Origin of the sequence: Janibacter sp. FSL W8-0316 (assembly GCF_038004165.1) — a bacterium.
Lineage (GTDB): Bacteria > Actinomycetota > Actinomycetes > Actinomycetales > Dermatophilaceae > Janibacter > Janibacter indicus.
Genome location: NZ_JBBOQX010000001.1, coordinates 2,610,497 through 2,628,814, shown reverse-complemented (window position 1 = coordinate 2,628,814; position 18,318 = coordinate 2,610,497). Strand labels below are relative to the sequence as shown.

At 71.0% G+C, this 18,318-nt stretch carries 16 protein-coding genes; 1 reads left to right on the top strand and 15 read right to left on the bottom strand.

Annotation, left to right across the window (positions count from 1 at the left end):
- Nucleotides 1–36 precede the first annotated feature (36 nt).
- The 15 genes from NYE39_RS12950 to NYE39_RS12880 form a co-directional block, all read right to left on the bottom strand.
- On the bottom strand, nucleotides 37–2,571 hold the full coding sequence (locus tag NYE39_RS12950; RefSeq protein WP_072623603.1) for an ABC transporter permease: 2,535 nt from the start codon (nucleotides 2,569–2,571) through the stop codon (nucleotides 37–39).
- Nucleotides 2,571–3,311 (bottom strand): ABC transporter ATP-binding protein, encoded by a 741-nt coding sequence (locus NYE39_RS12945; RefSeq protein ID WP_072623602.1) that lies wholly within the window; start codon nucleotides 3,309–3,311, stop codon nucleotides 2,571–2,573. The genes NYE39_RS12950 and NYE39_RS12945 overlap by 1 nt, the downstream gene beginning before the upstream one ends.
- A gap of 100 nt (nucleotides 3,312–3,411) precedes the next feature.
- On the bottom strand, nucleotides 3,412–5,067 hold the full coding sequence (locus NYE39_RS12940; RefSeq protein ID WP_341012909.1) for an alkaline phosphatase D family protein: 1,656 nt from the start codon (nucleotides 5,065–5,067) through the stop codon (nucleotides 3,412–3,414).
- Between the two features lie 53 nt (nucleotides 5,068–5,120).
- Entirely contained in the window at nucleotides 5,121–5,879 is a 759-nt protein-coding gene (locus NYE39_RS12935) for an SRPBCC family protein (protein ID WP_341012908.1), read from the bottom strand.
- A 10-nt stretch (nucleotides 5,880–5,889) separates the two neighbouring features.
- On the bottom strand, nucleotides 5,890–6,741 hold the full coding sequence (locus NYE39_RS12930) for an FAD binding domain-containing protein (protein ID WP_341012907.1): 852 nt from the start codon (nucleotides 6,739–6,741) through the stop codon (nucleotides 5,890–5,892).
- Nucleotides 6,738–9,254, bottom strand: coding sequence for a xanthine dehydrogenase family protein molybdopterin-binding subunit (locus tag NYE39_RS12925; RefSeq protein WP_341012906.1), 2,517 nt, complete (start codon nucleotides 9,252–9,254; stop codon nucleotides 6,738–6,740). Before NYE39_RS12925 ends, NYE39_RS12930 begins: the two co-directional genes overlap by 4 nt.
- Nucleotides 9,251–9,745 carry a (2Fe-2S)-binding protein gene (locus tag NYE39_RS12920; protein ID WP_192911378.1) on the bottom strand — a complete coding sequence of 165 codons (495 nt, stop codon included), beginning with the start codon at nucleotides 9,743–9,745 and terminating at the stop codon, nucleotides 9,251–9,253. Before NYE39_RS12920 ends, NYE39_RS12925 begins: the two co-directional genes overlap by 4 nt.
- Nucleotides 9,746–9,830: 85 nt before the next feature.
- Nucleotides 9,831–10,961 carry an XdhC/CoxI family protein gene (locus NYE39_RS12915; protein WP_341012905.1) on the bottom strand — a complete coding sequence of 377 codons (1,131 nt, stop codon included), beginning with the start codon at nucleotides 10,959–10,961 and terminating at the stop codon, nucleotides 9,831–9,833.
- Nucleotides 10,954–12,084 carry a vWA domain-containing protein gene (locus NYE39_RS12910; protein ID WP_341012904.1) on the bottom strand — a complete coding sequence of 377 codons (1,131 nt, stop codon included), beginning with the start codon at nucleotides 12,082–12,084 and terminating at the stop codon, nucleotides 10,954–10,956. Before NYE39_RS12910 ends, NYE39_RS12915 begins: the two co-directional genes overlap by 8 nt.
- The gene (locus tag NYE39_RS12905; protein ID WP_072623595.1) at nucleotides 12,081–12,953 is read right to left on the bottom strand and encodes an AAA family ATPase; all 873 of its coding nucleotides are present in this window, start codon (nucleotides 12,951–12,953) and stop codon (nucleotides 12,081–12,083) included. The genes NYE39_RS12910 and NYE39_RS12905 overlap by 4 nt, the downstream gene beginning before the upstream one ends.
- A gap of 82 nt (nucleotides 12,954–13,035) precedes the next feature.
- Complete coding sequence (groL, locus tag NYE39_RS12900; protein WP_072623594.1) at nucleotides 13,036–14,670, bottom strand: chaperonin GroEL; 1,635 nt, start codon at nucleotides 14,668–14,670, stop codon at nucleotides 13,036–13,038.
- 246 nt (nucleotides 14,671–14,916) lie between these two features.
- On the bottom strand, nucleotides 14,917–15,486 hold the full coding sequence (locus NYE39_RS12895) for a hypothetical protein (protein ID WP_341012903.1): 570 nt from the start codon (nucleotides 15,484–15,486) through the stop codon (nucleotides 14,917–14,919).
- A gap of 100 nt (nucleotides 15,487–15,586) precedes the next feature.
- Nucleotides 15,587–16,051 (bottom strand): hypothetical protein, encoded by a 465-nt coding sequence (locus tag NYE39_RS12890; RefSeq protein WP_341012902.1) that lies wholly within the window; start codon nucleotides 16,049–16,051, stop codon nucleotides 15,587–15,589.
- A gap of 151 nt (nucleotides 16,052–16,202) precedes the next feature.
- Nucleotides 16,203–16,502 carry a DUF3263 domain-containing protein gene (locus NYE39_RS12885; RefSeq protein WP_094078806.1) on the bottom strand — a complete coding sequence of 100 codons (300 nt, stop codon included), beginning with the start codon at nucleotides 16,500–16,502 and terminating at the stop codon, nucleotides 16,203–16,205.
- 106 nt (nucleotides 16,503–16,608) lie between these two features.
- Nucleotides 16,609–17,967 carry a pyridoxal phosphate-dependent decarboxylase family protein gene (locus NYE39_RS12880; protein ID WP_341012901.1) on the bottom strand — a complete coding sequence of 453 codons (1,359 nt, stop codon included), beginning with the start codon at nucleotides 17,965–17,967 and terminating at the stop codon, nucleotides 16,609–16,611.
- Nucleotides 17,968–18,075: 108 nt separating this feature from the next.
- On the opposite strand from NYE39_RS12880, the gene NYE39_RS12875 reads away from it, so the two are divergent.
- Complete coding sequence (locus tag NYE39_RS12875) at nucleotides 18,076–18,309, top strand: three-helix bundle dimerization domain-containing protein (RefSeq protein WP_072623590.1); 234 nt, start codon at nucleotides 18,076–18,078, stop codon at nucleotides 18,307–18,309.
- Nucleotides 18,310–18,318: the final 9 nt, after the last annotated feature.

The following is an 18,318-nucleotide window of genomic DNA, read 5'->3' as shown; positions in this document are numbered from 1 at the left end:
TGTCCGGTCACCGCCCCCCTTCGTCGTGCTCGCAGGTCACTCCGTGCTGATCGCCTGCAGGACGTCCATGCGCGAGGCCCGGCGGGCCGGCAGCAGGGCCGCGAGGACGCCGATGACCCCGGCGAGGGCGACGAAGACGGCCATCTGTGCCCATGGGATCGCCAGCTCGGTGATGCCGTCGTCGACGAGCGAGCGCTGGATCGCCACGCCCGCGACCACCCCGAGCACGATGCCGAGCAGAGCACCGAGCAGCGCGATGGTCACCGACTCGAGGGTGATCATCCGCCACAGCTGCCGGCGGGAGAGGCCGACCGCCCGCAGGAGCCCGACCTCACGGGTGCGCTCCATGACCGACAGGCCGAGCGTGTTGACGATGCCGAGCACGGCGATGACGATCGCCAGGCCGAGCAGGGCGTAGATGAGGAAGAGCAGCTGGTTGATGCTCGAGCGCTGCTCGTCGGCGTAGCCGGCCTGGTCCTTGAGCGTGACGAGCGGCTGCTTGTCGACGATCTGCTCGATCCCGGACTCGACCTGGGCCTTGTCGACCCCCTCGTCGACGAAGATGAAGGCCCAGTTGTCCGCGGCCGAGCCGCCCATCGACTCGACGGTGTCGACCGACATGAGGACGTCCGGCGAACCGATCGCCTGGATCTCGTCGTAGAAGCCGACGACCGTCAGGTCGCGGGTCGTCGAGCCCATCTTCACCTCGACGGTGTCGCCGACGGAGCGGCCGCCCTCGTGCTTCGTCGAGAGCATCACCGAGTCCTTGTCGAGATCGGCGCTCCCGTTGGTCGGCTCGATCTTCTCGACGTCCTCGAAGCTGCGCGGGTCGATCGCGGTGACGAAGAGCTGACCACCGTCGACGCCAGCACTGCTGAAGCGCACCGGCGAGACCTCCCGGACCCCGTCGACCTCGGCCACCCGCTCGGCGACCGTCGACGAGAAGGGCTGGCCGACGGCATTGCTGAGGATGTAGTCGGCGCGGAAGGTCTCCTCGATCTGCTTGTCGACGCTCGCCGTGGTGCTCGTGGCGACGACCCCCATGAGCGCGACGAGCGTCATGCCGATCATCAGCGCCGATGCGGTCGCCGCGGTGCGACCGGGGTTGCGCACGGAGTTCTGCTCGGCCATCCGGCCGATGCTCCCGAAGGCCGTGCGGTAGACCCAGCCGAGCCCGGAGATCACCGGACGCCCGACGAAGGGGGCGAGGAAGGCCGTGCCGAGGACGAGCCCGACGATGCCGCCGCCGATCCACCACAGCTCGCGGGTGTCGGCGACGAAGAGCCCGTAGAGGAAGGCGACGACGCCCAGCACGAGCACGCCGGCCTCGAGGCCACGGCGGATCGGGTGGTGCCCGATGCCCGTGTCGACCGAGTCGCGCATCGCCGCGACCGGCGGCACCGACCCGGCTCGTCGGGCCGGCACCCAGGCCGCGAGCATCGTCACGACGATGCCGACGGCGTAGGCCGCGATGACCGTTCGGGGCGTGAAGACCAGTCCGGTGCCCGACAGGTCGAGCCCGAAGGTGGCGAAGAGCGCCTGGATGCCCAGGGCGAGCACCACACCGAGGGCCAGGCCGAGGGTCGCGCCCACGACGCCGATGATGAAGGCCTCGAGGAGGACGCCGCGCACGATCTGCCGGCGAGAGGCACCGATGGCCCGCAGCAGGGCCAGCTCCCGGCCACGCTGCGCGACGAGGATGCTGAAGGTGTTGATGATGAGGAAGGAGCCGACGAAGAGGGCGATGCCGGCGAAGACCAGGAGGAAGGTCGTGATGAAGCCGAGTGCCTGCTGCACGTCGCTCTGGTTTTCCTCCGCGAGCCCCTTGCCCGTCCAGCCCTTGTAGCCCTCGGGCACGAGCGGCTCGACCTGGGTGAGCAGCTCCTGCTGGCTCACGCCCTCGTCGGCGGTGACCCAGACGGAGGAGTACTGGTCCTTGCCGTCCATGTAGTACTTCTGCATGGTCTTGGTGTCGAAGACGACGACCGAGGCGCCGGCCATCCCCCCTTCGCCGAAGGTCATCGTGCCGACGAGCTCGGCCTCGATCTCGGGGGTGTCGCCGGTCGTCACGAGACTGATCCGGTCGCCGACCTCGTGGCCGGCCCGCTCGGCGGTCACGGAGTCGACCATGACCTCGCCCTCGCGCTGGGGCTCGCGCCCCTCGTCGATGACGAGCGGGTCCTCACCGAGTTGGTTGGGCGCGTCGGTGTAGTTGAAGGCCAGGGCGGGTGCCCCCTGCCCGCCGACGACCTTGCCGTTGTCGCCCACGACGAAGACCCCGACCGCGTCGACCGAGCCGTCGGCGCGCGCCGCGCCCGGCAGCTCGGCCATCTTGTCGACGTCGGCGGCGGACATGCGCCCGCCACCCGTGCCACCGTACTCGTCGGTCTGCTCGGGCTGGACGACGACGTCACCGACGGTGCCGTCCATGATCCCGTCGAAGGTGCGCCCGAGGGTGTCGGTGAAGATCAGCGACCCGGCGACGAAGGCGGTCCCGAGGACGATCGCCATGGCGCTCATCAGCAAGCGCGCCTTGCGCGCCAGCAGACTCTTGAAGGTGGCCTTGAGCATCAGTGCGCCCCGTCGGTCAGCGCGACCATCCGCTCGAGGACGGTCTCGCGGTCCGGCTCCCACAGCTCGTCGACGATGCGCCCGTCGGCGAGGAAGAGGACCCGGTCGGTGTGGCTCGCGGCCACGGGGTCGTGGGTGACCATGACGATCGTCTGGTCGAACTCGTCGACGCTGCGGCGCAGGAAGCCGAGCACCTCGGCGCCGGAGGTCGAGTCGAGGTTGCCGGTGGGCTCGTCGGCGAAGATGATCGCGGGCTTCGACACCAGGGCCCGGGCGCAGGCGACGCGCTGCTGCTGGCCGCCGGACAGCTCGTTGGGCCGGTGGCCGAGGCGGTTGCGCAGGCCGACGGTCTCGATGACGAGGTCGAACCACTCGCGGTCGGGCTTGCGGCCGGCGATCGCCAGGGGCAGGAGGATGTTCTCCTCAGCGGTCAGCGTCGGGATGAGGTTGAAGGCCTGGAAGATGAAGCCGATCCGGTCGCGGCGCAGCCGGGTAAGGTCCTTTTCCTTCAGCCGGGTGATGTCGGTGTCACCGATGAGGGCCCGCCCCCCGCTCACCGCGTCGAGCCCGGCGAGGCAGTGCATGAGGGTGGACTTGCCGGAGCCGGAGGGCCCCATGATGGCGGTGAACTGCCCCGCACCGATGTCGAGGTCGATCCCGTCGAGGGCGGCGACCTGCGCCTCGCCCTTGCCGTAGACCTTGCGAAGCTCGTGCGTGCTGGCGGCAACCTGCGTGCCCATGTCCCCTGCTCTCGTCCGTCGTGGATGTCCGACGACCAATCTAGGGTCCACGCTCGGCGGCCGTCATTAGGGTTTACCCCCGACGCCTCCCTGCGGCCGGCTACACCTCGACCGTGGCGACGACCCGCAGGCGCGGGTGCTCGTCGTCGCCGTCGACGACGTCTCCGGTGATCCACCGCAGGGTCACGTGGCCGTCGTGGACCTCGGCGACGGCGAGGTTGTTGTCGAACCACGGCCCCTCGGTGAGCTCCCACGGGTAGCGCAGCTCGGGCACCCCGGCGGTCCGGGCCGCGAGCCAACGCATCGGGCGGACGAGCCCCTTGGCCATCTGCGACATCAGCACGCGCAGCGCGCGGGGCATGGGGTTGCGGATCGGGCTGCACACGGCCTGCACGATCCGGCTGCTCGCCCCGTGACCGGCGGGGTCGGTCACCTCGGCGACGTAGGAGTGGTGCACGTCGCCGGAGAGGAAGGTGATCGTGCCCGGCGGTCGGCCGCGCTCCCCGCGGGCGACGGACATGACGAGCTCGAAGACCTCGACGAAGCCGGACTGGAAGGCACCCCAGTGCTCGAGGTCGACGACCTGCCGCAGCGCCTCGGTCGCGCGGTGCACCGGCTGCGGCCGGTCCGGACCGGCGAGGGACTCGCTGATCGACTCGGCGTCGTGCAGCCCGGGCGGCAGCAGGAAGGGCAGCGAGGTCCCGACGAAGAGGTGGTCGAGGTCGCCGGTCATCTGCTCGTCGAGCCAGGCGAGCTCGTCGTCGTCGAGCATCGAGCGCCGCTCCGGCTCGAGCACCCGGGCGGCCCGGGAGTCGAGCATGATCAACCGCGACCCGCCGAGGGCCCGGGTGTAGCTCCAGCGGTAGCTCTCGGGCTCACGGTCCACCCGCTCCGCGAGGGCCCGAAGGGGGCCGGTCAGGTCGACCTCGCCCGGCCCGGCGCCGTCGAGCCGGGCCCAGATCTCGTCGCGGGCGAGCTCCTCGGGCGCGAGGTTGCCGATGTGCTGGTGCACCCAGTAGCTCGTCAGCCCCGCGACCAGCCGCTCGTGCCACCACGGGGTGCGGTTGATCTCCTGGTGCCACGACCACGAGGTGTTCCAGTCGTCGCGGATGTCGTGGTCGTCGAAGATCATCGCGCTCGGCACGACCGACAGCACCCACCGGATCGCTGGATCGCTCCACGCGAGCTCGTAGAGGTGCGCGTACTCGGCGTAGTCCTTGATCTCCTCGCCCGGCGGCTCGTCGAGGCTGCGCCGCGAGGCGATGAAGTCACGCATCTGCGGGCTCGTCTCGTCGGCGTAGACCTGGTCACCGAGGAGGGCGAGGACGTCGGGTCGTGGGGACTCCCCCTTCGCCAGGGACAGGGCGAAGGTGCGCAGCGCGTCGACGCCGTGGCTCGCGTGGTGCTCCGCGTCGTGCGGGACGCTCGTGCGGCAGGAACCGAAGGCGAGCAGGGGCGCCCGCTCGTGGTCGAGCGTCGCGATCGTCGGCTCCGGGAAGGTGCCGTCGGCGAGCGGCCAGACCTGCGCGTCGTCGACGTGCACGGAGTAGGCGTAGGTGCGCCCGGGGGCCAGCCCGCCGACGACGACCAGGGCGTAGTGGTGCCCCTCGACGACGAAGGTCGCGGCGTCGTGCGCGTGGCCGTCGACGACGACCGACACCCGCGCCGGGCCGGAGGTCTGCACCCAGATCGAGGCGTGGTGCTTACCGACGAAGCGCAGGAGGGGACCGAGGACGAGCGGGGACGTGGCGGTCATCCGCTCATCGTCTCGCCCGTGGCTGTGAGTCGGCTGGCCGGGGGTGCGTCAGCTCACCCCTTGCGACGCCGCAGGGCGATGATCAGGAGGACGAGCGGGGCGAGCGCCGCGGCGATCTGGGGACCGTAAGCCCGCAGCAGCACCGGAAGGGCGGTCGCCCCGAGGTCGATCGCGTCATCGGACGAGCTCGCCGGGCGCGCGGCCGGCGAGGACACGGCCGGCGAGGACACGGCCGGTGAGCTCGCGGCGGGAGCCGCAGCGGATGCGGGAGCCGTGGCTGCCAGCGTCGTGGTCGACCGGGTCGGCGTCTGCGCAGGCGATGTGGCCGCCGCCTCCTCCTCACCCGTCGGCTCCGGGGTGGCCTCGGGGGCGGCGAAGCGGCCCGCCAGGCAGTCGACGAACTGCCCGAGGAGCTTGTCGGAGACGTCCTGCATCACGCCACGGCCGAACTGCGCGGGCTTGCCCGTGATGTTGAGGTCGGTGACCACCTCCACCTTGGTGCTCGCCGCACCCTCGGGGGCCATGGTCACGACGACGTCGGCGCCCGCGGTGCCGTTGCCCCGCTTGTCCTTGCCCTTGGCGGCGATGCCCATCCGGTGAGCGGCCTCGTCCTTGTCGACGAAGTCGCCGCTCCCCTTGTACACGAGCGCGATCGGACCGAGCTTGACCTTGACCGTGCCCTCGAAGGAGTCGGCGTCGGCGTGGGTCACCTGGGCACCGGGGAAGCACCCGGCGACGGACTCGATGTCGTTGAGCGCGGCCCAGGTCTCGTCGATGCCGGCGGGAACGGTGAAACTGTGGGTCAGTTGCACGAAGGTCCTCTCATCCTGCGGCCGTGAGCACGGCACGCCTCGTCAGTACGGTGGCCAGGTGCCGGCGGTAGTCGGCATCGCCGTTGAGGTCCGACGGCGGCTCGGTGCCCTCGCCGGCCAGTTCGCAGGCCGCCCGCACGCCCTCGGCGGTGGGCTGGTTCCCGACGAGCGCGGCCTCGACTGCGCTGGCTCGGACCGGGGTCGCGCCCATGTTGGTCAGGCCGACCCGTGCCTCAGCGATCGCGCCATCCTCGACCCGCACCTGCGCGGCGACCGCGACGATGGGCCACTGGTGGGCGACCCGCACGAACTTCTCGTAGTGCGAGCCCCACCCGTCGTAGGTGGGCACCCTGACGGCGGTGAGCAGCTCGTCCTCGCCGACCGCGGTCTCGAAGAGGCCATGGAAGAAGTCGGCCGCGGGGACGACCCGTCGGCCTGACGCTCCGGTGATGACGAGCTCGGCGTCCATGGCGAGCACAGGTGCCCCGCAGTCGCCGGCGGGGTCGGCGTGGACCAAGGCCCCGCCGAGGGTGCCCCGGTGGCGGATCTGCGGGTCGGCGACCTCGCTGATCGCCTGGTGCAGGAGTCGACAGCGTCCACTCACCCGATCGTCGGCGAGGATCTCGTGGTACGGCGTCATGGCCCCGATGGTGAGCGTCCGACCGTCGTCGCTGATGCCGCGCAGCTCGGGGATCCGACCGATGTCGATGATCATCTCGGGGGCGTTGAGCCGCATCCGCAGGACCGGGAGCAGGGACTGCCCGCCGGCGAGCACCTTGGCGTCGTCGCCATGCTCGCCGAGCAGCCCGAGCGCCTCCTCCACCGACGTCGGTGCCGCGTAGTCGAACTTCGCCGGGATCATCGGACCTCTCCTTCCGTGCTCATCGCCGGTCCCGTGGGTCCGTCGGCGCCTGCCATCCGGTCAGTCTGCCCCTGGTCACCAGTCGCCTCGTCGAAGTGGGGCGCCGCGGCCCCGGTCGTGCCCTCGCCACCGGACCCGGACCGGATCGCCTGCCACACCCGCTCGGGGGTGCACGGCATCTGCACGTCGTCGACGCCGAAGATGCGCAGCGCGTCGACGACACCGTTGACGATGCAGGGGGTCGAGGCGATCGTTCCCGCCTCACCCACTCCCTTGGTCCCGAGCGTGTTGCCCGTCGCCGCCGTCGTGGTGGTCGCGGTGTCGAAGCTGATGGTGTCGGCCGCGGTCGGGACGAGGTAGTCGACGAAACTGCCGCTCACGAGCGTGCCGGAGTCGTCGTAGACGGCCTCCTCCCACAGCGCCTGCGAGATGCCCTGGACGAGTCCGCCGTGGATCTGTCCCTCGACGATGAGCGGATTGATCACCTGTCCGACATCGTCGACGCAGGTGTACTTGCGCAGCCTGACCTCCCCGGTCTCGGTATCGATCTCGATGGCACTCAGGTGGGTGCCGTGCGGGTAGTTGAAGTTCACCGGGTCAAAGGTGGCCTCCGCGTCGATGCCCGGTTCGATGTCGTCCGGGTAGTCGTGCGAGGCGAAGGCCGCGGCCGCGATGTCGGTGATCCCCACGGACTGGTCCGTGCCCGCGACACCGAAGCGACCGGCCGTGAACTCTAGATCGTCGGGGTTGGCCTCGAGCACGTGCGCCGCGTAGCGCCGCGCCTTGTCGATGACCTTGTCCGCGGCACGGACCACGGCCTCGCCGCCGACGACGAGCGAGCGCGAGCCGTAGGTGTCGAGTCCCTTGTGCGAGATCTGGGTGTCGCCGTGCAGGATCTCGACGTCCTCGAAGGGGACACCCAGCCGGTCGGCGACGATCTGGCTGAAGGCCGTCTCGTGCCCCTGGCCGTGCGGGCTCACGCCGACGACGACCTCGACCTTGCCCGTGGCGAGCATGCGCACGCTCGCGTGCTCCCAGCCACCCGCGCCGTAGTCGAGGCTGCCGAGGACACGGCTGGGCGCGAGACCGCACATCTCGGTGAAGGTCGAGATGCCGATGCCCAGCTGCACGGGGTCCTTGGACTCGCGCCGACGACGCTGCTCCTCGCGCAGCTCGTCATAGCCGAACATCTGCTTGGCCAGGTCCGTGGCGGCCTCGTAGTTGCCGGAGTCGTACTCGAGACCGGCAACGGAGGTGAAGGGGAACTCCTCGTGGGTGATCCAGTTGCGCTCGCGCACCACGAGCGGGTCCTCACCGAGCTCGTGCGCCAGCTCGTCCATGATCCGCTCGATGCCGAAGGTGGCCTCGGGGCGACCGGCACCCCGGTAGGCATCGGTCCAGGCCTTGTTGGTGAGGACCGACTGCATCGAGAAGTGGTAGGCCGGGAACTTGTAGATGGCGTTGAACATGAAGGCGCCCAGGACGGGAACGCCGCCGCCGATGAGGGCGACGTAGGAGCCGAGGTCCGCGAGCAGGTCGACCTTGAGCCCGGTGACCTTGCCCTGCTTGTCGGCGGCGAGCGTCAGCCGCTGCCACTGGTCACGGCCGTGGTGGGCCGCCATGAGCGACTCCGAGCGGGTCTCGGTGTACTTGACGGGCCGGCCCAGCTGGCGGGCCACCCACCAGGCCAGCCACTCCTCCGGCGTCACCTGCAGCTTGCCGCCGAAGCCGCCGCCGACGTCCGGGGCGATGACCCGGATCTTCGACTCCGGGACGCCGGTCGTGGCCGCGAGCGCGAAGCGCACGATGTGCGGGATCTGGGTCGCCGTCCACATCGTCAGCTGCTCGCCGGTCGGGTCGACGACGACGGAGCGCGGCTCCATGAAGGCGGGGATGAGTCGCTGCTGGCGGTACTCGCGCTCGATGACGATGCCGTCCTGGCGTGCGGTGGCAATGGCCTTCTCGACGTCACCCCCGGTGCCGGCCTCGGCGGAGTCGAAGGTCCACAGGGCCGACTTGTTGGTGCCGAGGTCGGGATGCGCGAGGACGGTGTCCTCCGCCGCCTCCTTGAGGTCGAGGGCGGCGGGCAGCTCCTCGTAGTCGACGTCGATCAGCTCAGCGGCGTCGCGCGCCTCCGCGGCGCTGCGGGCGACGACGAGGGCGACGATCTCCCCGGCGAAGGTCACCCGGTCGGCCGGCATCGGCGGGTGCACCGGAGCCACCTGGTCCGGACTGACCGGCCACGCGTTGATGAGGACGCCGACCGATTCGTCGAGGTCGGCGCCGGAGTAGACGGCGACGACATTGGTCGCGCTGGCCGCCTCGCTCGTGTCGACGGACATGATCCGGGCGTGCGCGAAGGGGCTGCGGACCATCGCCATGTGCAGCATGCCCGGCAGCACGATGTTGTCGGTCCAGCGGGTGCGACCGGTGATGAGCCGCTGGTCCTCCTTGCGACGACGGTCGCGGCCGATCTCGGTGGTGGCGGGCCGGTCGGTGACCTCCGCGGTCATGACGCATCCCCAGCGGCACCTGCGGAGGCGGCCGAGGCACTCGCCGCGGTCTTCACCGCGCGGACGATGTTGTGGTAGCCGGTGCACCGGCAGAGGTTGCCCTCGAGCCCCACACGGATCTCCTCCTCCGAGGGATCGGGGTTGTCGCGCAGCAGGTCGGCGGACTGCATGATCATGCCGGGGGTGCAGTAGCCGCACTGGAGGGCATGGCACTCGTGGAAGGCCGCCTGCACCGGATGCAGCTCGCCATCCCTGGCCATGCCTTCGATGGTCGTCACCTCGCAGCCATCTGCCTGGACGGCGAGGACGTTGCAGGACTTCACGCTCCTGCCGTCGAGGTGGACGGTGCACGCTCCGCAGTTGGAGGTGTCGCACCCCACCACCGTGCCGGTCTTGCCGAGGGTCTCGCGCAGGTAGTGCACGAGCAGAGTCCGGGGTTCGACGTCGTCCGCGACGCGGGCGCCGTCGACGACGAGCTCGATATTGGCCATGGAGCGCTCCTGATCTCAATCACGACAGTGTGATCTGGCTCATGCTAGCCACGACCGCGTCGGGAGTCACCCCCTTCGCAACGACTCATTCCCCGCCCGACTGGTGGATCCGTCCTGCGCGCCCGGCCAGCGGTCGACCGGAGCCGCCCCACCGCTCGGCGACGAACTCGGCCGCGATGCTGATGGCGGTCTCCTCGGGCGTGCGGGCCCCGAGGTCGAGCCCGATCGGGCTGCGCAGCCGGGCCAGCTCCTCGCCGGTGACGCCGACCTCGCGCAGCCGCGCCTCGCGGTCGTCGTGGGTCCGCCGCGAGCCCATCGCGCCGATGTAGCCGACCTCGGGCAGGCGAAGGGCGACCTCGAGCAGCGGGACGTCGAACTTCGGGTCGTGGGTGAGCACCGCGATGACCGTGCGGCCGTCGATGCGCCCGGCCTCCTCCTCGGCGGCCAGGTAGCGGTGCGGCCAGTCGACGACGACCTCGTCGGCGGCGGGGAACCTCGTGCGGGTGGCGAAGACCGGTCGCGCGTCGCACACCGTGACGCGGTAGCCGAGGAAGTCGCCGACGCGGGCGACGGCCGCCGCGAAGTCGATGGCGCCGAAGACGAGCATCCGCGGTGGTGGGGCGAAGGCCCAGACGAAGACGCGCATGCCCTCGCCCCGGCGTTCGCCGTCGGGGCCGTATCCGAGGGTGGCGTTGTGACCGAGGGCGAGCTGGCCGAGCGCGTCGTCGCGGACGGCGGCGTCGACCCGCGCGGAGCCGAGGGTGCCGGTCGGCTCCTGATCGGGGCGCACGAGCATCCGCCGGCCGAGCCATGCCTCGTCGGGGTGCTCGATGACGGTTGCGACGGCCACCGGCCGGCCGGCCTCGACATCGGCGGCGATCTCGCCGAGCTCGGGGAAGGTCTCGCGGTCCATGACCTCGACCCAGACGTCGAGGATGCCGCCGCAGGTCAGCCCCACGGACATCGCGTCGTCGTCGGAGATGCCGTACCGGTGGAACTGCGGCCGGCCGGACTCGACGACCTCTTGGGCCGACTCGTAGACCGCGCCCTCGACGCAGCCCCCGGAGACCGACCCGACGGCGGTGCCCTCCGGCCCGACGAGCATCGAGGCCCCGGGGGGCCGTGGCGCGGAGCGGAAGGTCGCGACGACGGTCCCGACCCCGACGGAGTGGCCCTGCTCCCACCACTGCATCAGCTCGGGCAGCACCTCACGCATGGGCGATCACCTCCAGCAGGTCCTCGAATGCTCGCAAGGAGTGCCCCGCGACGAATTTGTCCACGTGCGGCAACGCGGCGACGATGCCGACCTGCACAGGACGGTACCCCTCCTTGCCGCGATGGGGGTTGGCCCAGACCAGATGGTGGGACATGCGGTGCAGCCGGGACAGCTGCACGGCGAGCTCGGCCCCGTCACCGCGCTCCCAGCCGTCGCTCACGACGACCACGACCGCTCCGCGGGCGAGGTAGCGGGTGTGCTCGCGGGTGAGGAAGACCTGCAGGACCTGCCCCAGCCGGGTGCCGCCGGACCAGTCCGGCACGGCCTCCCCCACACGCACGAGGGCCCGCTCGGGGTCGCGGGTGCGCAGCGCCTCGGTGACCCGGGTGAGGCGGGTACCGAGCGTGAAGACCTCGACGGCGCCGGAGGACCCGCCCTGGCGCGGTGCTTGGGCGACGGCGTGCGCGAGTCGCAGCAGGGCGTCGGCGTAGGGCCGCATCGAGCCCGAGACGTCGACGAGCAGCACGACCCGGCGGGTGCGGGTGCCGCGGCGACGGTGGTGGACCCGGGCCGGCTCGCCCATATGCCGCAGCATGGCGCGAAGGGTGGACCGCACGTCGATCTCCCCGCGCCGCCAGGCGGTGCGCCGGGTGGCGCGACGCACGGGCAGCCGGGGGCGCAGCTGCCCGATCATCCGGTCGAGCAGCGCCTTGCCCTCCGGCGACAGGGCCGCCACGTCGCGGTGGCGCAGGACCTCGACCTCGCTCGCGGCCACGTGCAGTGCGTCGGCCTCCCCTTCCACGCCGTCGGCACCGTCGTCCTCGGGCAAGGGGGAGACGAGCTCGTTCTGCTCCTCCCTGTCGACCCTCCGCGGCAGGTCGTCGCGCCCGGCGAACCATTCGGCGTACACCTGCTCGAAGCGCACGATGTCCTCGGGCCCCGCGCACAGGGTCGCGCGGCCGGCGAGGCGCACCTGCGCCAGGCCCCCGGCGCCGACGAGCGCGGCCGCCTCGAGGAAGGTCGTCGCCCTGTCGTGGGTCACCGGCACCCCGGCCGCCCGCACCGCATGGGTCAGCCCGAGGAGGATCTCGTCGACCTTGCCGGCGTACTGGGGTGCCGTCATCGGGCGAGCACCCGGTCCAATGCCTGCCTCACCCGCTCAGCGTCCTCGCGGTACTTGATCACGGCGCCGAGTGTGCGGGCGGCGGTCTCGAGGTCGAGCTCCGGCGACCCGAGACGCTGCAGGGCGGCGACCCAGTCGAGGGTCTCGGCGACGCCCGGCGGCTTGACGAGGTCCTCGGTGCGCAGCCGCTGCACGGCCGCGACGACCTGACGGGCGAGGGTCTCGCTCACCTCGGGGATGCGGCGGCGCACGATCGCCACCTCCCGGTCCAGACCGGGGTGGTCGATCCAGTGGTAGAGGCAGCGGCGCTTGAGTGCGTCGTGCAGGTCTCGGGTGCGGTTGGAGGTGAGCACGACCGTCGGCGGCACCTGGGCGCGGACGGTGCCGAGCTCGGGGATGCTCACGCTCCAGCTCGAGAGGACCTCGAGCAGGAAGGCCTCGAACTCGTCGTCGGCCCGGTCGATCTCGTCGACGAGCAGCACCGCCGGGGCCCGCCGCAGGGCCTGCAGGACCGGCCGCTCGAGGAGGTAGCGCTCGTCGAAGAGCGAGCTCTCGGCCTCGGACGCCTCGAGCCCACCACTCGCGTGGAGCGCCTCGAGGGTGCGAAGGTGGAGGATCTGCCGCGGGAAGTCCCAGTCGTAGAGGGCCTGCGAGGCGTCGATGCCCTCGTAGCACTGCAGCCGGACGAGGGGCACGCCCTCGAGCTCGGCGAGGGCCTCGGCGAGCGCGGTCTTGCCCGTGCCCGGCGCCCCCTCGAGCAGCAGCGGCCGGCGCATCTCCCGGGCGAGGAAGACCACGGTGGCGAGGTCCTCGTCGGCGAGGTAACCCGTGGCACCCAGCCGGTCCGCCAGCTCCTGCGGTGACGTCATGCAGGAAGGGTACGCCGAAGGGCGGTCCCCCGTGACCGGGGAACCGCCCTTCGCGCGTGGTGCAGGTGGTGCGGGGGTGGGCTCAGAAGCCCATGCCGCCCATGCCACCCATGTCGTCGCCACCGGGCATGGCCGGGGCGGCCTTCTCCGGCTTGTCCGCGACGACGGCCTCGGTGGTGAGGAAGAGCGCCGCGATGGAAGCGGCGTTCTGCAGCGCGCTGCGCGTGACCTTGGCCGGGTCGATGATGCCCTGGGCGATCATGTCGACGTACTCACCGGTCGCGGCGTTGAGGCCCTCGCCCGCAGGCAGGTTCTCGACCTTCTCGGTGACGACGCCGCCGTTGAGGCCAGCGTTGGCCGCGATCTGCTTGAGCGGGGCACCCGCCGCGACGCGCACGATGTTGGCGCCGGTCGCCTCGTCACCCTCGAGCGAGAGCTTGTCGAAGGCGGCCTTGGTCGCCTGCAGGAGCGCGACGCCACCACCGGCGACGATGCCCTCCTCGACGGCGGCCTTGGCGTTGCGCACGGCGTCCTCGATGCGGTGCTTGCGCTCCTTGAGCTCGACCTCGGTGGCCGCGCCCGCACGGATGACGGCGACGCCGCCGGCGAGCTTGGCGAGGCGCTCCTGGAGCTTCTCGCGGTCGTAGTCCGAGTCGCTGTTCTCGATCTCGGCCTTGATCTGGTTCACGCGGCCGGCGATCTGGTCCTGGTCGCCAGCACCCTCGACGATGGTCGTCTCGTCCTTGGTGACGACGACCTTGCGGGCGCGGCCGAGCAGGTCGAGCTCGGCGGTCTCGAGGGAGAGGCCGACCTCCTCGGAGATGACCTGGCCACCGGTGAGGATGGCGATGTCGGCGAGCATGGCCTTGCGGCGGTCACCGAAGCCCGGGGCCTTGACGGCGACGGACTTGAAGGTGCCCTTGAGCTTGTTGACGACGAGCGTCGACAGCGCCTCGCCCTCGAGGTCCTCGGCGATGATCAGCAGCGGCTTGCCAGCCTGCATGACCTTCTCGAGGACGGGCAGGAGGTCCTTGATCGAGCCGATCTTGGAGTTGGCGATGAGGACGTAGGGGTCCTCGAGCACGGTCTCCATGCGCTCGGTGTCGGTGACGAAGTAGCCGGAGATGTAGCCCTTGTCGAAGCGCATGCCCTCGGTGAGCTCGAGCTCGAGCCCGAAGGTGTTGCTCTCCTCGACGGTGATGACGCCTTCCTTGCCGACCTTGTCCATGGCCTCGGCGATCTTGGCGCCGATCTCCTGGTCAGCGGCGGAGATGGAGGCCGTGGCAGCGATCTGCTCCTTGGTCTCGATCTCCTTGGCCATCGCGAGCAGCTCGTCGGACACCGCAGCGGTGGCCTTCTCGATACCGCGCTTGAGGGCCATGGGGTTGGCGCCGGCCGCGACATTGCGCAGGCCCTCGCGCACGAGCGCCTGGGCGAGGACGGTGGCCGTCGTCGTGCCGTCACCGGCGACGTCGTCGGTCTTCTTGGCGACCTCCTTGACCAGCTCGGCCCCGATCTTTTCGTAGGGGTCGTCGAGCTCGATCTCCTTGGCGATGGACACGCCGTCATTGGTGATCGTGGGGGCGCCCCACTTCTTCTCCAGGACGACATTGCGGCCCTTGGGGCCGAGGGTGACCTTGACAGCATCGGCGAGGGTGTTCATACCCCGCTCGAGACCGCGACGGGCCTCCTCGTCGAAAGCAATGAGCTTTGCCATTCGGGTGGTTCCTCCACGCGAATCGAAGGGTGCGACCGGGGGTGCCCGCGACGGACGGAGTGCGACCACCCGGCTCACGTCACCGTGCGATCGCGCCCCTCACCTGACCGGTCAGGACTGTCACTCTCACAAGGAGAGTGCTAAGGCCCATTATTGGCACTCTCACCGAGCGAGTGCAAACGCCGTGGCGGACGACGGAGTGCGGCCAACCGGCCGCACTCCGTGGTCGTGGGTTCGTGGGTGACCTCAGCGCACGGTCTCGTAGCGGTGGATCCAGGCCTCCCCTCGGGTGCTCCACCGCACCCGGGCTCCGCCGACGGTGCCGGACACGTTGGCGTCGACCTCACGGCGCACCGCCCCACCGTGGTTGCTCGTGCGCTGGGCGCCGTCGGCGAAGAGCGTCAGGTCAGCGGCGAAGAGCCGGCTACCGGACACGAGGGTCCCGTCCACCACGGCCGAGCGCATCGTCGAGCTCACCCGGTAGTCGGCGCTCCGGGGCCGCAGGTATCTCGTGCTGCGGTGGGTGCACCGGCTCGACTGCCACGTCTGGGTGACGGTGGCGCCGGTCGGGCAGAAGAAGGAAGTGATCTTCATGGCTGAGGCCGGCCACGGCATTCCCTCGGTGTCGGTCTGGTAGGTGAACCGGTGCTGGTTGCCCCGCGCCCCGCTCATCGCCCCGTCGAGCATGACCCGGACGGTGACGTGCTCGGCGAGCACGCGCGTCGCGTCGGCCGGCGCGGCCTGGGCACTCGCCCCGGTGGCGACGAGACCCACGGATGCGGCGGTCACCAGCAGTGTGCGTGTCGTGGTCTTCATGTCTCTCCCCTGTCTGTCATGGGGTCGTCGACGGTGACGACCCTCACAACGAGAGACGCACGAAGGGGGGCGGACGGTTGCGTCGACCGGCGGGCGGTGGTCAGGCGCGCGGGTGCAGCCCCTCGAACCCGGCGCGCATCTCGCCGTCGGCGTCGGAGGAGACCGGGTCGTCGACGTCGGCGACGAAGACCGCCACGAGCTCACGGGCCGGGTTGTCGCGGGCCTCGGTGAGCAGTCCGCGCCAGGCGCCGAGGTTGGGGTGCTCGACGGTCGTGCACGCCCGCGCGGGCTCGAGTCCCTCGACGGCTGCCTGCAGCTGGTCGACGGAGACGTCGAGGGTGGCAGTGGCGCCGTCGTGCCGCAGCACGGAGGCGAGGACGACGGCCGCCAGCCCGTGGCTGCCGCCGGGGAGGTTGACGTGCGGGAACTGCACGTCCGGGTCGCTGGTCGCGGGGGTGATGCCCACGGCCCAGGCCACCGGCGGCGTCCAGCCGTCGAGGCGCTCGGCGAGGTGGGCGCGGATCGCGGCGAGGCCCTCGGGGGTGCTCCAGTCCATGTCGCTCATGGCCCCACCCTGCCAAGTCCGAGGGCGGCTCCGGTACCCCCTGCGCACCGGAGCCGCCCTCGGCGTCCCTCCCGTGGAGTCAGACGTGGCCGGGGCGGCTCCGGTTGGCGCGGACGCGAATCCGAGACCGATCTGTGATCTGGAGCGGCGCTCAGACCTCGAACCCGAGGCGGCGGGCGCTACGGGTGCGCTGCCTCTGGTCGCGCAGGCGGCGCAGACGCTTGATGAGCATGGGGTCCTCGGAGAGGGCCGCGGGGTTGTTGATCAGGGCGTTGAGCACCTGGTAGTAGCGGGTGGAGCTCATGTCGAAGAGCTCCTTGATCGCCTGCTCCTTGGAGCCGGCGTACTTCCACCACTGGCGCTCGAAGGCGAGGATCTCGCGGTCGCGGTCCGAGAGCGGGACCGAGGGGGTCGGCGCGGCGGTCTGGTCTGCGAGGTTCACGCGTCGCACTGTACCGGCGTAATCACACGCCTGTCATTCCCTTCGGCGTGTCGGCTGGACAGCGCGGACGAAGGGGGTCACTCGCGCCCCCTTCGCCCCACCCGTCACAGCACACTCAGCCCATGGAGTCGAGGATCGCGACGATGTCCTCCGTCGTCGTCTGCGGGTTGACGATCGCGAAGCGCGCCAGCGTCTCGCCGTCGTGGTTGGTCGGGACGACGAAGGCGAACTCCTCGTCGAGGATCCGGTCGGACCACGCCTGGTAGTCGGCCGCGGTCCAGCCCTTGCGCCGGAAGACGAGGACGGACAGGAAGCGCTCGCCGACGAGCTCGAGGTCGTCACGACGGGCGACCTCCGCCTCTGCGAAGGCGGCGACGCGCAGCGTCTGCTCCACCGAGTCGCTGTAGGCCTGCGTGCCGTGCGTGGCGAGGGAGAACCAGAAGGGCAGCCCGCGGGCCCGCCGAGTCAGGCCGACGGAGTAGTCGGTGGGGTTCCAGTCGGTCGCCTCGGTGAGCACGTCGAGGTAGCCGGCGTGCTGGGTGTGGGCATTGCGGGCCGCCGCGGGGTTGCGGTAGATCAGCGCGCAGCAGTCGAAGGGGGCGAAGAGCCACTTGTGCGGGTCGACGATGAAGCTGTCGCAGTGCTCGATGCCCGCGTAGAGGTGGCGCACCGACGGTGCCGCCAGGCCCGCGCCGCCGTAGGCACCGTCGACGTGGAACCAGATGCCGAGCTCGCGGCAGACCTGCGCGACCGACTCGAGGTCGTCGACGATGCCGAAGTTGGTCGTGCCCGCGGTCGCGACGACCGCGAAGTAGGTCTCCGGCCCGTTGGCCAGGAGCACCTCGCGCAGCCGCTCCCCCGTGAGCCGGCCTCGCTCGTCGGGCTCGACGGTCGTCAGCTCGGCGTCCATGACGTCGCACGCCGACTGGATCGACGAGTGCGCGCCGTGGGTCGTCGCCACCCGGAAGGGCCGCTGCCCCGGGGCTGCGGTGCGGCGCGCCTCGGTGCGGGCGGCGACGAGGGCGGAGAGGTTGCCGATCGTGCCGCCGGGGACGAAGACGCCGCCCGCCGACTCCGGCAGACCGACGAGGTCGGCGATCCAGCGCAGCGCCTGATTTTCGGCGTAGACGGCACCGGAGCCCTCGAGCCACGACCCGGCGTAGATCGAGCTCGCCCCGACGACGAGGTCGAACATCGCGGCCGCCTCGGTGGGGGCGCACGGGATGAAGGAGAGGTAGCGCGGGTGGTCGACCGACAGGCAGGCCGGCGCGAGCACCTCGGCGAAGAGGTCCATCGCCTGCTGACCGCCCAGGCCGTCGCGGGTGATCGTCTGCCCGGCCTGCTCCTGCAGCTGCGCGGGCGTCAGCGTGCGGTCGAGCGGCACCGGGTCGAGCTCGAGCCGCTCGCGGGAGTAGTCGAGAACCGTCTGCGCCAGCTCGGCGAGGGACATGTTGTCGTCAGCGAATCCGTGCACGCGTGCACTCTAGGCGCGCCGCGCACTTCACCACGTCGTCCACCTTCTGTTAACCTTTTGTTCACCAAGGCACACCGTCTGGTTCACCCGGCCCACCAGGAGGCCCACATGTTCACGATCAACGTCGACCACGTCGCCGCCAACATCGCTGCCGACCTGTGCGTGCGCTACCCCCAGGTCGCCTGCGAGCGCATCGAGGCCATGGTCGCCTCCGCCCGCGAGCGGATCGAGCCGACCAACACCCACCCCGAGTTCATCGCGCCGCTCATCGAGCACGCCGTGCGCATCGAGCTGCACGACCTGGCCGGCGCCCCGGTGCCGCCGACGAGCGCCACCTGCTGATCCCCCTTC